Source organism: Ruegeria lacuscaerulensis (assembly GCF_013031245.1).
GTDB lineage: Bacteria > Pseudomonadota > Alphaproteobacteria > Rhodobacterales > Rhodobacteraceae > Ruegeria > Ruegeria lacuscaerulensis_C.
Genome location: NZ_WPZL01000001.1, coordinates 435,099 through 448,910 on the forward strand (window position 1 = coordinate 435,099; position 13,812 = coordinate 448,910).

Here is a 13,812-nt window from a genome sequence, read left to right on the forward strand (position 1 = left end):
TCGGTACCTTAGTCAAAATAGAACTTGCTGAATGGGATATAACGCGGGCATTTTGCTTTGGGGCGCAGAGGCAGAAGACTCATGGCAGAACAATCCGGTGGCAAGGCGGTCTTTTTGACGGGCGACCTGATGCGGCACGTGACCCGTATGTCTTTGACCACCAGCATTGGCCTGATGGCGATATTTGCTGTTGATTTCATCGATATGGTTTTCATTTCGATGCTGGGTAACGACGCTTTAGCGGCAGCCGTGGGTTATGCGGGAACCCTCTTGTTCTTTACCAATTCGATAAATGTGGGCCTTTCGATCGCGGCCGGAGCATTGGTCGCGCGGGAACTTGGAGCAGGTCGGACAGAGCAGGCCCGCCAGTTTGGCACCAGTGTGGCTGTCTTGGGCATTTTGTTCGGTTTAACTGTTTCCGTGATAGTCCTGTTTAACCTGACGTTTTTTCTTTCGCTGCTGGGCGCGAAAGGGGAAGTGCTTCGGCTCGCAGCCCGCTACGTCTCGATCATTTTGCCGACCATGTGGGTGATGGCAGTAGTCATGACCGGGATGGCAGTTCTGCGCGCGTACGGAGACGCACGGCGGTCAATGCAGGCCACGATCTACGGGGGTGTTGCCAACGCTGTGCTGGACCCGATCCTGATCTTTGCGGTCGGGCTGGGGTTGGACGGGGCGGCCATTGCCTCGGTTATTGCCCGGATATGCATATTGATCGCTGCGGTCACGCCGGCGATACGCGTGCATCAGGGTTTCGCGCGCCCCTCTCTAGGCCAGGTGATCTCGGATATCCGTCCTGTGCGAGCCATCGCAATTCCGGCCGTTCTAACGAATGTTGCGACTCCGGTCGGGAACGCTATCGTCATCCGCGAAGTCGCCCAGTTCGGAACCGACGCCGTTGCCGGTATGGCCGTTATCGGACGGCTGATGCCCGTTGCGTTCTCGGTCGTCTTTGCCCTGTCCGGGGCCATAGGCCCCATCGTCGGCCAAAACTTCGGGGCCGGGCAATTTGATCGTGTGAAAAAGACCTTTTTGGCCGGCGTAAAGTTCACCGCCTTCTATGTCTGTTTGATGGCTGCCACACTCTTTGTGCTGCGCGCGCCCATCGCCGATTTGTTTCAGGCACAGGGAGAGACCCGGGCACTAATTTATCTGTTCTGCGGTCCGCTGGCTCTGGCCTCATTCTTTAACGGTGTGATTTTTGTTGCGAATGCCAGCTTCAACAATCTGGGCCACCCGGTGTATTCGACCTGGGTCAATTGGGGCCGGCACACGCTGGGCACTTGGCCGTTTGCTGTTGCCGGAGCCTATATCGCTGGCGCACCCGGAGTGCTTCTGGGGCAGGCGTTAGGAGGTGTCATCTTCGCGGGATTATGCTGGTTTCTGGTCCGACGGGTCGTGTCCAAGCTGACCGCACCGCAAACCGTCGATCCGTTTGCAGGGCAGAACCGGTTGCAAGTGCTGTTTGGGCGGCGCGGGTGGTAGGATGAACAGTTGCCCTGATTGCGGGCTTCCAACCGATCAATGTTTACTGATTTTCACGATCATCATGCCTGACTAAGGTTCCGCACCTTCGCTGAACCACGCAATATGGCCATCTGTTCGTCTTTTAACAGGTTAGATTTTTGGAACTCGTCGTCGATTCAGCGCTGGGCAACGGATTCGTCGGCTCAGACGGGATTGCGCCCTGTATTGACGGTAGCCGCCGCCACTGCTGAACGTAGATGTCTCCTCCCAAAAAATTTCAGTAAATTGGGTTTGGAATGTTTCCGCTCGCTAGGTTTATCCTCATTTGCCAATTCATGAATTCGTTGTAAGCTGGCTCAATAATTGCAAAAAACGCGCCACAGATTTGCGGCGGTGATTTGAAAAGCCTCTTAGACGAATGAGGATAAGCAATGTCCCAAAGTCTTCTGAAGTACACACGTGTTCTGGAAATTGTGGGGGACACGATCAAGGTCCGAGTGCCGCTGGACGGAGCTGTTGACGCGGTGGTTCGCTTCAATGACCTGGCCGTGATTGAAACGGTCGACGGGCACAAAACGCTGGCGCAGGCGATTTTCATCGATCGGGACGTGGTGACGCTGCAGGTGTTTTCCGGCACCAAGGGCATCTCGACCGAGGCGACGGCAACCTTCCTTGGCCACCCGATGCAGACACCTTATTCGGCTAATATTCTGGGACGCGTTTTCGATGGGGCAGGGGTGGCGATCGACGGTGGCCCGGACCTGTCGGCCGAGCCCCGAATCGATATCGGCGGGCCGACAGTGAACCCGGCCGAGCGGGCCGTACCGAATAAAATGATCCGCACCGATGTGCCAATGATCGACGTGTTCAACACGTTGGTCGAAAGCCAGAAAATTCCGATCTTTTCCGTCTCGGGCGAGCCGTTCAACGCGTTCCTCAGCCGCATAGGGATTCAGGCGGATGCGGATATTGTGGTCTTTGGCGGGCTGGGGCTGATCTTTGACGATTACTATACGTTCCGCACGTCCTTCGAAGATGCAGGCGTGTTTTCCCGCACGGTGATGTTTGTCAATCAGGCGACGGACCCCTTGGTCGAGCGTTTGCTGGTACCCGATATGGCGCTGGCTGTGGCGGAGAAATTCGCGGTGGAAGAGGGTAAACGCGTTCTTGTTCTTCTGACCGACATGACCGCCTATGCGGACGCGATGAAAGAGGTGGGGATCAGTCAGGAGCGTGTACCTTCGCAACGTGGCTATATGGGAGACCTCTATTCCCAGCTGGCGCGCCGGTACGAAAAAGCCTGTGACTATGCCAAGGGCGGTTCGGTGACGGTGCTGACCGTCACCACAATGCCGGGCAACGATGTCACGCACCCCGTGCCGGACAACACCGGTTACATCACCGAGGGGCAGATCTACTTGCACTCGGGCGTAATCGACCCGTTCGGCAGCCTGTCACGCCTCAAGCAGAACGTGATCGGCAAGACAACGCGCGAGGATCACGGCCAGATCATGAACACGATGATCCGCTTCTACTCAGAAAGCCGCGACGCGGCGCAGAAACAGGCGATGGCATTCGATTTGTCGGACTACGATCACCAACTGCTGAAATTCGGCGCCCTGTTCCGGACGCGCTTCATGGACATCAACGTCTCGATTCCGCTTGAGGAGGCGCTGAACCTGGGCTGGAAAACACTAGCCGAGTGTTTTGCGCCGGAACAGTTGCTGATGAAGCAGACCCTGATCGACAAGTATTTTCCAAAGGATGCCGATGGCGCGGTTGCAGCTGAATAAATCGTCGCTTGCCCGCGAGCAGACGCAGTTGAAAAGCTATGAGCGGTTCCTGCCGTCGCTGGACCTCAAGCGCCAGCAATTGATGGCTGAACGTGCCAAGGCGCGCGAGGATGTGCGGCGCCTTGAGGAAGAAGTGCAACAACTGGCGCAGCAGGTCGGGGAAAAGCTGCCCATGCTTGCGCAGAAGGGCGTGGATCTGGATGGGTTGGTTGAGCTGAAAGACTACAAGATCAAAGAGGTCAACGTAGTCGGCGTCAAGATGCCTGCGCTGGATCGGATCGAAGTCGCCGTGCGCCCGTATTCTCTGTTGGCAAAACCCCATTGGGTCGATGCCGCCGCGCGGCTTTTGCATGACATGATCGAGGCGCGTCTGCGTGTGAAAGTGGCCGAAGAACGGGTCAAGATATTCAACAAGGCCGTGGCCACGATCACTCAAAGGGTCAACCTTTTTGAGAAAGTTCTGATCCCGCGCGCCAAAGCCAACATCAAGAAAATCCGCATCTATCTGAGCGATGAACAGATGCAGGCGGTCGTGCGCTCGAAAATCTCAAAGCGCAAACACGCGCAGGAGGCTGCGTCGTGAGTATTGCAAGGCTCAAAAAGCTGTCGCTTGTCGGGCTTGCAGCTCAAAAGGCGGGTACGCTTGTGGCGTTGCAGGAACTGGGCTGCATGCACGTCCTGCCGCTTGCTCCGCCGCCCAGCGAGCCGGAAAAAATCAGTGAACGCGGTGCGCGTGATGCCTATAAGGCACTGCGGTTTCTGAACAATGTGGCCGACCCGCGCCGCCAGATACAGCGCGACCCGGATTTCGACATGGACCAGTTCGTCAAGGATGTGCTGGATCTGATGCAGCGCAGCCGGGACATGATGGACCGGCGGGATTTCCTTGCCAATCGGATCGCGCATGTTCGTCCGTGGGGCGATCTGGATTTTCCGCCTGACGATGTGCTGGCTGGCAATAGGCTGTGGTTCTATCAGCTGCCGTTGAAACATCGCGATACACTGGATGCGGTGCCGTTGCCCTGGGCAATATTGGAGCAGGATCATCGGTTCATTTATGCCGTTTTGATTGCGCCTGATGAGCCAGACGACGACATCCTTCCCGTGACTCGTACCCACACCGGATCGCTGCCGATTCACGAGCTTGAGGCGCAACTGGAAGAAGCCGAAATCGCGATAGAATCTCTTGATGCCGAACGGGTGGCTCAGACACGATACCTGACGCTGATGCGGCGCAACCTCTCAGCGGCAGAAAGCGCGGCGGAACTGGCCCATGCGACGCAAAAAGTTCGCGACGAAGAGGCGATGTTCGCCCTGCAAGGCTGGGTGCCAGAAGATCGTATTGATGCGGTGCTGAATATGGCCAAAGCCAGAGACGCCGCTGTTTTGATCGAGGAACCAGGCCTCAACGACACGCCGCCCACTTTGCTGGAACAACCAGAACGGCGCGGCGCCGCGGTAGACTTAGCCCTGTTTTATCAAGTGCCGGGCTACAAGGATTGGGACCCGAGCGTCATCGTTGCAATCTCTTTCGCGATCTTCTTTGCGATGATCGTGGCCGATGCAGGGTATGGGGTGGTCATCCTGCTGGGCCTCCTGTTGTTCTGGAAACGGTTGGATGGAACGGCCGAACAACGGTCATGGCGACGGTTCGGACTGATCATCTCGGGTGCGACGATCCTGTATGGCATTCTGGTCGGCAGCTATTTCGGAGTATCGCCGCCTGACGGGTCGATCTGGACAAAGCTCAAGGTGTTGGACATTAACAATTTCAGCGCGATGATGATGGTGTCGATCGTCGTAGGCGTGCTGCATCTGGTGCTGGCTAACGCGCTGGCCGCCCGCGCGGCTTGGGGGCAACGCAAGGCAATTGCCAATCTGGGGTGGATCGCAACGCTGATCGGCGGGTTTGTTCTGTGGCTCAGCTATTTGAAAGGCAACTCTCCGGTGCCGGGGGAATTGCTGATGGGCGTGGGCGTTTTGGCGATCGTCCTCTTTTCCAGCGAACGGGTTATCAAGAAGCCAACCGACTGGCTGTGGCGCCTTATTGAAGGGGTGCAAAGCCTCGCTGGAGCGATGGGTGCATTCGGAGACGTACTTAGCTACATGCGCCTGTTTGCGCTGGGGCTGGCCTCTGCCTCGCTGGCAATCACGTTCAACGATCTGGCAGGGTCGGTGATGCATGCACTGAAGGGGCCGGGCATCCTTTTTGCACTGCTGATCCTGATCATCGGACATGTCCTGAACTTCGCCCTCGCGATGATGAGCGGCGTCGTCCACGGATTGCGTCTCAATTACATCGAATTCTTTAAATGGGGTCTGCCAGACGAAGGCATCGTCTTTCGTCCGTTTGCCCGCAAGGAGGTTCAGGAATGAATGAACTTGTTCTCACATTGGGCTGGTTGGGCATATATGCGCCCATGGCGCTGGGCGCCGCAGCGAGCGCCATTGGGTGCTCCATCGCCGGAATGGCCAGTATTGGTGCCATGACCGAAACCGATGGCGGCTATGGCCGCTTTGTTGGCGTCTCGGCCTTTCCCTCGACGATGGTAATCTATGGCATCGTCATCATGTTCACGCTGAACCGTGACGTGACACCCGAAAACGCGGGCGGCTTGTTCGGGATCGGCATCCTGTCCGGCATCGCGTTGATGTATTGCGGTATCTGGCAGGGGCGGGCCTGTGCGGCAGCGATCAATGCGACCAAGGAAAAACCGGAAATCTTCGGATTGGCGCTGGCTCCGGCTGCCATCATTGAAGGTTTCGGCGTCTTCGCCTTCGTCTTTGCACTTGTCATTAGCGCGGGGATCAGCTGATGGCACAGGATGGCATAATCTCGCACGGTGTCGATGAGTTAATCGACAAGTTACGCAATGACGGAGTTGCCGCTGGTCAGACGGATGCGGAAAAGCTGCGCGCCGACGCAAGGGCCGAGGCTGCAAAGATTCTGGCTGATGCCAAGCGTGAGGCTGATGAGTATCAGAAAAAGGCGCGCTCTGAATCCGACAGCTACCGCGCGGCGGGGGAAGAGGCGCTTAACACCGCCATGCGCGATGCGGTGTTGACGATGAAAGCCGGGCTCACGGACCGGTTCCGTGAAGATGTCGAGCGTCTGGTCACCAAGGAAATGGCCGACCCGGACCTGCTGAAACAGATGATCCTGGAAGTTGTCGGTCGCGCCGCAGATGAGGCCAGGCTGGACGGTAAGGTGCAGGTCATCCTGCCAGCGAAGGTTGCGACGCAAGAGGATATCAAACAAAACGCGGACGACATCCAATCCGGTAAGCTGACGAAATACGTGCTGGGCCTGACGGCGGAGATGTTGCAGGAACAGGTCGAACTGCATGCTTCGGACGACACGCAAAGCGGTATTTGTGTTCGGGCCGAGGATCAGGGCGTTGTGCTTGATCTGACGGACAAGGCGGTGGCCTCGCTGTTGATGCAACATCTGCAGCCGCGTTTTCGCGCCGTACTGGAAGGGGTGATCCGGTAACATGTCGGACCCCGACGCCTATATCTCATTGATCAGCAGCCTGCCGGGCTCGGAGCGGTTGTTTGTGGCCAAGCAGCCGCCCCTGTCACGGCTCAGACTGGACCGACGCCTGACGGCGCTGAAGCCCGAAGATGCGCGCGTTTTGAAGGTGTTGGAGCATGCTCTGAACTGGAGCGATTATGACATGGACGTCACGGATGCGCAGGCGATTCAGCGTTGCAAAGAAGCTTTGCGGGACATTCCGCAGCCGACCCTTCGCAAACTGTTTCTGGAACGGATGGACCTGCGCACGGTGGTCGCTGCACTGCGCCTGCGCAATCAGGGTGGCAGCCCGCCCGTCGGAGCATATGGCGTTGGTCGCTGGAGCCGCCACATCCCTGCCAACTGGAGTGACCCGAGCTTTCGGCTGGAGACACCGATGCCGTGGATCAAAGAGGCAAGGCAATTGCTGGACGCAGAGGATCCGCTGGGGCTGGAACGGTTACTGCTATCGGTCAGCCACAATCAACTGAAACGTCACGCCGCCCGCCACCTGTTCGATTTCGAGGCTGTGGCGATCTACGTGCTGATCTGGAACATTTTCGACCGCTGGGCGCAAAGCAATGCGCAGGATGCGGCCAAGAGATTTGAGAAACTGGCAAAGCAGGCCATGGCCGGTGCAGCCGACATTGATTTTGAGGGAGTAAGCGCATGACAGCCCCAACCTCAGTCACGGAAACTGCTACGGCCCGTGTTGTCTCGGTGCAGGAAGGGCTGGTGCTGATTCAGGCCAATTACGATGCCTCGGGGGAGCCCGGCCAACTGGTCAAGAACGAGGTGGTTTTCATCCTGCCCACACGCCCCGGTCCCGGCGGGCGTCAGGAACGGCTCAAGGCCGAGGTGCTGCGGGTGCGTGGCGACACCGCAGATGTGCAGGTTTACGAAAGCACTGACGGCGTGGCCGTGGGCGATCCGGTCGAGCAATCGGGGCAGTTGTTATCGGTCGAACTGGGGCCGGGCCTTCTGGGGCAGGTATTCGACGGGTTGCAGTCGCCTCTGCCCAAGGTCGCGGCCGAGTATGGCACCTTCCTGCCGCGCGGGGCAGATGTAGCGCCGCTGGACACTCAGGCCAAGTGGTCGTTCACGCCTACGGTCAAAGTGGGTGACACGGTGACGGCCGGGGACAGCATCGGGACGGTGCCCGAGGGGCGGTTCAAACACAAGATCATGCTGCCCTTTAACTGGGTCGGTGAGTACAAGGTCGTCTGGGTGCAGAAAGGTGCCGCAACGATCCAAGATATCGTGGCACGGCTTGAGGACGCGCAGGGCGGTGAACACACGCTGACCCTGTCGCAGAAATGGCCGGTGCGGCGGCCTCTGCCAGAGAGTATCCTGAAGCGCGCGCTGTCCGAACGTCTTTACCCGACTAAGCCGGTTCTGACCTCTCAGCGCCTGATCGATACATTCTTCCCTATAGCGCTTGGTGGCACGGCCTGCATTCCGGGACCATTCGGGGCGGGCAAGACCGTTCTGCAAAACCTGATCGCGCGGAACGCCAAGGTGGATATCGTGATCGTCGTGGCCTGTGGCGAACGCGCGGGTGAGGTGGTGGAAACCATATCCGAGTTTCCCAAGATGACCGATCCGACCTCGGGCGGCAGCCTTATGGACCGGACGATCATTATCTGCAACACCTCGTCCATGCCCGTTGCCGCGCGCGAGGCGTCGATTTTCACCGGCATCACGCTGGGCGAATACTACCGCCAGATGGGCTATGATGTGCTGCTGATTGCCGACAGCACCAGTCGCTGGGCGCAGGCCATGCGTGAGACCTCGGGCAATCTGGAAGAAATTCCCGGAGAAGAGGGGTTCCCCGCCTATCTGGAGAGCTCGATCAAGGGTTTATACGAACGTGCTGGTGCCGTGAAAACCAACGGTGGCGACCTGGGCAGCCTCACTTTGATCGGCACGGTTTCCCCCGCAGGCGGAAACTTTGACGAGCCGGTTACCCAGTCGACCCTGTCCACAGTCAAATGCTTCCTGGGCCTGTCATCCGAGCGCGCCTATAAAAGATTCTACCCGGCTGTGGACCCAATGCTCAGCTGGTCGCGATACCTGGATCAGTTGTCGGATTGGTACGACAAAAACGCCGAGGCTGGCTGGACAGGCAAAGTTCGCGATCTGTTGGCACTGATCGAAAAGGGTGAACAGGTCGATCAGATGATGCAGGTCACCGGCGAAGAGGGCGTCACCATCGAGGATTTCGTCACCCAGCAAAAGGCGCTGTTCGTGGACATGGTGTATCTGCAGCAGGACGCATTCGATAAGGTGGACGCGACAGTACCGCTGGAGCGCCAGAAGATGACATTTAAGCTGGTCTACGACGTGACCCAATCGACGGCCGCGTTTGCTGACAAGGCCGAGGTGCGGCAGGTGTTCACTCAGCTCACCGGGTTGATGAAGAATTTCCATTACGCGGCTGAAAACACACCGGAATTCAAGTCGACCTGGGGGCAGATTCAGGATCTGTGCCACGACAAGTTTGGTGTGTGACAAGGGAATGGTAGCCCGTAGGGGAATCGAACCCCTCTTTCCAGGTTGAAAACCTGGCGTCCTAACCGATAGACGAACGGGCCATTAGGTCCAAACAAGCACAAGTGGTAGCCCGTAGGGGAATCGAACCCCTCTTTCCAGGTTGAAAACCTGGCGTCCTAACCGATAGACGAACGGGCCACGCTGGCTTGTGGAGGGCCTTTTACGGTGTACCTTGCACCCCCGCAAGCCGAAAAATGCAGGGATGTGAAAGTTTTTTGCCGGGTCCGAAATCGGGCTTAATTTGCCTCTGCTGCGTCCTCGAGCCTCAGTTGTACGCTCTGTCGCCCACCCCAGGTGTTCACCTCAAGCCGCCCAGCGAAATGAAAGCGCGCGCCGCCGTGATCGCACAGTTTTTCCCCCATCGGTCCGTCAAAAGCACCAAAGGCGATCGCGTCCAACCCGCCACCAACACCGTCGGACAAGGACAGTTTCAGATGGGATTCGCCAACGCGTTTGGCAAATCGAACCTGCAGGTCAGGCAACGCATATCGGGGGGCAGGGGCGCTGGCGCCAAACGGGCCGGCCATTTCGATCTGCTCGATCAGCTCGACGTTGGCCGCGCCGGGCATTAAGGTGCCGTCCAGCTTCATATCCGCGGGCCCGCCTTCTCCCGCGCCTTGCTTGGCCAGCAATTCGCTGAGCCGCTCCATTGCCGGTTCCAACTGATCGCGCATCACCGTCAGACCTGCCGCCATCTTGTGGCCACCGCCTTTGACCAAAAGCCCCTCAGCCGTCAGTCGCTGGATCGAGGCCCCAAGATCGACGCCGGACACCGACCGGCCCGAGCCTTTGCCCTCATCCCCGTCAAATCCGATAACAATCGCCGGACGGTTTGCAGTCTCCTTTAGACGCGAGGCAACGATGCCGACAACGCCTGGATGCCAGCCTTCTCCCGCCGCCCAGACCAATGGCGCATCCAGGCCCCGTTCTTCAGCCTGCTCCATCGCTGCGGCACGAACTGCGTTTTCGATGTCGCGTCGTTCGGTGTTCAGTTCATCCAACCGCTGCGACAGGGCCTCGGCCTCATGTGTCGAATCCGTGCTGAGCAGCCGGGCGCCCAGATCGGCCTGACCGATCCGTCCGCCCGCATTGACGCGCGGGCCGAGCAGAAAACCGAGGTGATAACTGTTGGGTGCCGAATCCATCCGCGCCACGTCCGAAAGCGCGACCAGACCGGGCCTTTGCCTTTGGGCCATGACCTTCAACCCCTGACGCACCAACGCGCGGTTCGCTCCGATCAAAGGGGCCACATCCGCGACAGTCGCCAGTGCCACAAGGTCTAGCAGGCCGATCAGGTCCGGGCTTTTTGAGCCCGCCTCACGCAGTTGACGCCCGGCCTCGACCAGCATCAGAAACACAACGCCAGCCGCGCAGAGGTAACCAAGATCGCCACTTTCATCCTGTCGGTTCGGGTTCACCACAGCTGTACATTCTGGCAAGGTTTCACCGCCCAGGTGGTGATCGAGAACAATCACGTCCGCGCCTTTTGCGGCTTCAATCGGCTCATGGCTGAGCGTGCCGCAATCCACGCAGATGATCAGGTCATGATTGGCCGCCAGCGTCTGCATGGCGGGTACGTTCGGGCCATAGCCCTCGTCGATCCTGTCTGGCACGTAGAGAGTGGCCTGGAGCCCCATCTGGCGCAGCCAGACCAGCAACAAGGCCGCCGAACTGCCGCCATCGACATCGTAATCCGCGAATACCGCAATCCGTTGTTTGTGCCTGGCCGCTGAGATGAACCGTGCAGCGGCCGTCTCCATATCTTTCATGGAACGAGGGTCCGGCAGTAATTCCTTCAATTTGGGGTTCAGGAAACCAGAGGCCTCGCTCGGTGGCACTCCACGCCGCGCCAGCACCTGGCACACCGCTCGGGGAAGGCCGGCCTGTTGCACCAGCATTTCCGCTGCGCGTTCAACCTCGGCCGTTGGCCCGATCCAGCACCGTCCGGTCAGTGACTGCTCAACCCCTAAAAAGCTCATGTTCTGCCCTCATATGCCAAGGCCGGACCCTCCTGGACCCGGCCTCTTCATCTTTTCACAAATACTCGCGCCGAAGGCAGCGGCGCAAGCCGCTATGCTTCGTTATGCGGCCACGTGGGCGTGCGGTAGGACATCCGACGGACCGATCCGGTTTTCGACCGCATCAGCAGCGTCGTCGTCTCGACCCAACCGGGTTCCCGCTTGATGCGCGGCAGCAGCGAGCCGCCGGTCACCCCGGTCGCGGCAAAGATCACATCAGCCGTTACCATCTCATCCCGTGCGTAAACGCGGTCCAGATCGGTGATGCCAGCCTTGGCAGCGCGGCCACGCTCGTCATCGTTGCGGAACAGCAGGCGACCAAAAATCTGCCCACCCATGCATTTCAATGCAGCAGCGGCCAGTACACCCTCGGGCGCGCCACCCTGACCCATGTACATGTCGATGCCGGTCTCTTCGCTCTCAGCGCAGTGCATGACGCCGGCGACGTCACCATCTGTGATCAAGCGGATCGACGCACCGGTTTCGCGCACTTCGGCAATCATTGCTTCGTGACGGGGGCGCTCAAGGATGCAAACGGTAATGTCGGCGGTGTCACAGCCCTTAGCCTTAGCCAACGCCTCGACCCGTTCACGTGGGCTCATGTCCAGATTCACGACACCCTCAGGAAAGCCGGGGCCTATGGCCAGCTTGTCCATGTAAACGTCCGGCGCATGCAGCATCGAGCCGCGCGGCCCCATGGCGATTACGGTCAGCGCGTTGGGCATGTCCTTGGCTGTCAGGGTAGTGCCTTCCAGCGGGTCCAGCGCAATGTCCACGCCGGGGCCACTGCCGGTGCCGACCTCTTCGCCGATATAGAGCATGGGCGCTTCGTCGCGCTCGCCTTCACCGATCACAACAACGCCAGAGATATCCAGCAGGTTCAGCTGTTCGCGCATTGCGTTCACGGCTGCCTGATCGGCCGCCTTTTCATCGCCGCGTCCAACCAGAGAGGCCGAGGCCAGGGCGGCCTGTTCTGCGACCCGCGCAAGGCCCAGAGACAGCAGGCGGTCGTTGAAGTCTATTTTGGCAGCACTCATTTTCGGTATCCTCAGGTCAGTAAAGGCGTTTTATCCGGCATAGCCTGCGTTTAATGCAGGCTGCAAGGGGTCAAACCTCTTCGATGCGCAATGCGACAGGCTCACCGGAAACCACGTCGGTCTCACGGAGGCCCTCCAATGCGACATCCAGCGTGGCGCGTGTGGTCTTGTGGGTGACGATCAGAACCGGCGCGGTGCTTTCGGTATGCCCGTATTGCCGCATCCGATCAATGGAAACGCCTGCGTCGCCCAGAATGGCGGCCACTTTGGCCAGCGCGCCGGGTTTGTCAAACAGCGCCAGGCGAAGGTAGTAGGGCGCCGGGAGTCCGGTCACTGCCGGTATCGAGTCCTGCAACGTGGCCGCCGGGCGGCCAAAGGTCGGGATTTGCAGACCGCGCGCCAGATCGCAGACATCGCCCATTACGGCGCTGGCGGTGGGGCCTTCACCCGCGCCCGGACCTCGCAGAACAACCTGTTCAACCGCGTCGCCTTCGATCACCACCATATTGGTGCCGCCTTCCAGTTGCCCCAGTGGCGACCCGCTTGGCACAAGGCAAGGCTGCATCCGTTGCTCTAGCCCGCGCGCCGAGCGCTGTGCCACTCCCAGCAGCTTGATGCGATAGCCCATATCATCGGCCTGGTGAATATCGTCCAGGCTGATGTGTTGGATGCCTTCGATCTGAATCCCGTCAAAATTCGGCTTGGTGCCAAAGGCTATTGAGGACAGCAGCGCCAGCTTGTGCGCCGCGTCGATGCCGCCCACGTCAAGATTGGGATCAGCTTCCAGATACCCCAGCTGAGCGCATTCCTCGAACAGGGCATTATAGCCCAGTTCCTGCGATTGCATGCGGGTCAGGATATAATTGCAAGTGCCGTTCATCACACCCATGACGCGGGTGATGTCATTGCCAGCCAGCCCTTCGGTCAGGGATTTGATGACCGGGATGCCCCCTGCTACGGCGGCCTCGAAGCGGATCACACGGCCCGCAGCCTCGGCCTGTTCGGCCAGTTCCTGACCGTGGATTGCCAGCAATGCCTTGTTCGCGGTGACAACATCCTTGCCGGTGGCCAGTGCCGCCTCGACCGAGGCTTTGGCAGGACCATTCTCGCCGCCGATCAGTTCGACGAAGACATCGATATCATCACGTTTGGCCAGCGCGACGGGGTCAGACTCCCAGGCATAGTCCGACAGATTGACGCCGCGATCCTTGTTCGCGTCCCGCGCCGAAACAGCGACGATTTCAACAGGTCTGCCTGTACGGGCCTGCAGCAGATCCGCGTGGCGGCGTACGATCTTTACGACACCCACACCAACAGTTCCCAAGCCCGCAATTCCCAGCCGCAGCGCCTGTGTCATCCCGTGGGTTCCTTTCCGCTCGAATTCGTTACTTTCGGGCCGTTTGCCCGTTCAGCGCTGCCTTAGCGGGTTC

11 protein-coding genes and 2 tRNA genes are annotated in these 13,812 nt (G+C 59.1%); 8 read left to right on the plus strand and 5 right to left on the minus strand.

Annotation, left to right across the window (positions count from 1 at the left end):
* Window positions 1–81: 81 nt before the first annotated feature.
* The 8 genes from GOX66_RS02150 (at window position 82) to GOX66_RS02185 (ending at window position 9,285) form a co-directional block, all read left to right on the plus strand.
* The gene (locus GOX66_RS02150) at window positions 82–1,485 is read left to right on the plus strand and encodes an MATE family efflux transporter (protein WP_237212425.1); all 1,404 of its coding nucleotides are present in this window, start codon (window positions 82–84) and stop codon (window positions 1,483–1,485) included.
* Between the two features lie 413 nt (window positions 1,486–1,898).
* Window positions 1,899–3,260: a V-type ATP synthase subunit B gene (locus GOX66_RS02155; protein WP_170759131.1), complete on the plus strand. Its 1,362-nt coding sequence runs from the start codon at window positions 1,899–1,901 to the stop codon at window positions 3,258–3,260.
* Window positions 3,238–3,843 carry a V-type ATP synthase subunit D gene (locus tag GOX66_RS02160; protein WP_170759133.1) on the plus strand — a complete coding sequence of 202 codons (606 nt, stop codon included), beginning with the start codon at window positions 3,238–3,240 and terminating at the stop codon, window positions 3,841–3,843. The genes GOX66_RS02155 and GOX66_RS02160 overlap by 23 nt, the downstream gene beginning before the upstream one ends.
* Window positions 3,840–5,636, plus strand: a complete 1,797-nt coding sequence (locus tag GOX66_RS02165; protein ID WP_170759134.1) for a V-type ATP synthase subunit I — start codon at window positions 3,840–3,842, stop codon at window positions 5,634–5,636. Before GOX66_RS02160 ends, GOX66_RS02165 begins: the two co-directional genes overlap by 4 nt.
* A complete protein-coding gene (locus GOX66_RS02170; RefSeq protein ID WP_085821863.1) occupies window positions 5,633–6,076 on the plus strand; it encodes an ATP synthase subunit C in 444 nt (147 codons plus the stop codon). The genes GOX66_RS02165 and GOX66_RS02170 overlap by 4 nt, the downstream gene beginning before the upstream one ends.
* Window positions 6,076–6,753, plus strand: a complete 678-nt coding sequence (locus GOX66_RS02175) for a hypothetical protein (protein ID WP_170759135.1) — start codon at window positions 6,076–6,078, stop codon at window positions 6,751–6,753. The genes GOX66_RS02170 and GOX66_RS02175 overlap by 1 nt, the downstream gene beginning before the upstream one ends.
* A gap of 1 nt (window position 6,754) precedes the next feature.
* Window positions 6,755–7,447 carry a hypothetical protein gene (locus GOX66_RS02180; protein WP_170759137.1) on the plus strand — a complete coding sequence of 231 codons (693 nt, stop codon included), beginning with the start codon at window positions 6,755–6,757 and terminating at the stop codon, window positions 7,445–7,447.
* A complete protein-coding gene (locus tag GOX66_RS02185; RefSeq protein ID WP_170759139.1) occupies window positions 7,444–9,285 on the plus strand; it encodes a V-type ATP synthase subunit A in 1,842 nt (613 codons plus the stop codon). The genes GOX66_RS02180 and GOX66_RS02185 overlap by 4 nt, the downstream gene beginning before the upstream one ends.
* An 8-nt stretch (window positions 9,286–9,293) precedes the next feature.
* Here the strand turns inward: GOX66_RS02185 and GOX66_RS02190 are convergent.
* From GOX66_RS02190 to GOX66_RS02210, 5 genes are all read right to left on the minus strand, one after another.
* A tRNA-Glu gene (locus GOX66_RS02190) sits at window positions 9,294–9,368 on the minus strand.
* Window positions 9,369–9,390: 22 nt separating this feature from the next.
* Window positions 9,391–9,465: transfer RNA gene (locus GOX66_RS02195), tRNA-Glu, on the minus strand.
* 98 nt (window positions 9,466–9,563) lie between these two features.
* Window positions 9,564–11,306 carry a single-stranded-DNA-specific exonuclease RecJ gene (recJ, locus tag GOX66_RS02200; RefSeq protein ID WP_170759141.1) on the minus strand — a complete coding sequence of 581 codons (1,743 nt, stop codon included), beginning with the start codon at window positions 11,304–11,306 and terminating at the stop codon, window positions 9,564–9,566.
* 92 nt (window positions 11,307–11,398) lie between these two features.
* Window positions 11,399–12,382, minus strand: coding sequence for a class II fructose-bisphosphatase (glpX, locus tag GOX66_RS02205; protein WP_170759143.1), 984 nt, complete (start codon window positions 12,380–12,382; stop codon window positions 11,399–11,401).
* Window positions 12,383–12,452: 70 nt separating this feature from the next.
* A complete protein-coding gene (locus tag GOX66_RS02210; RefSeq protein ID WP_170759145.1) occupies window positions 12,453–13,739 on the minus strand; it encodes a homoserine dehydrogenase in 1,287 nt (428 codons plus the stop codon).
* Window positions 13,740–13,812 lie beyond the last annotated feature (73 nt).

Coding starts and splice junctions, on each gene's coding strand:
- GOX66_RS02150 (WP_237212425.1), top strand. CDS start 82: ATGGCAGAACAATCCGGTGGCAAGGCGGTCTTTTTGACGGGCGACCTG.
- GOX66_RS02155 (WP_170759131.1), top strand. CDS start 1,899: ATGTCCCAAAGTCTTCTGAAGTACACACGTGTTCTGGAAATTGTGGGG.
- GOX66_RS02160 (WP_170759133.1), top strand. CDS start 3,238: ATGGCGCGGTTGCAGCTGAATAAATCGTCGCTTGCCCGCGAGCAGACG.
- GOX66_RS02170 (WP_085821863.1), top strand. CDS start 5,633: ATGAATGAACTTGTTCTCACATTGGGCTGGTTGGGCATATATGCGCCC.
- GOX66_RS02175 (WP_170759135.1), top strand. CDS start 6,076: ATGGCACAGGATGGCATAATCTCGCACGGTGTCGATGAGTTAATCGAC.
- GOX66_RS02180 (WP_170759137.1), top strand. CDS start 6,755: ATGTCGGACCCCGACGCCTATATCTCATTGATCAGCAGCCTGCCGGGC.
- GOX66_RS02185 (WP_170759139.1), top strand. CDS start 7,444: ATGACAGCCCCAACCTCAGTCACGGAAACTGCTACGGCCCGTGTTGTC.
- recJ (WP_170759141.1), bottom strand. CDS start 11,306: ATGAGCTTTTTAGGGGTTGAGCAGTCACTGACCGGACGGTGCTGGATC.
- glpX (WP_170759143.1), bottom strand. CDS start 12,382: ATGAGTGCTGCCAAAATAGACTTCAACGACCGCCTGCTGTCTCTGGGC.
- GOX66_RS02210 (WP_170759145.1), bottom strand. CDS start 13,739: ATGACACAGGCGCTGCGGCTGGGAATTGCGGGCTTGGGAACTGTTGGT.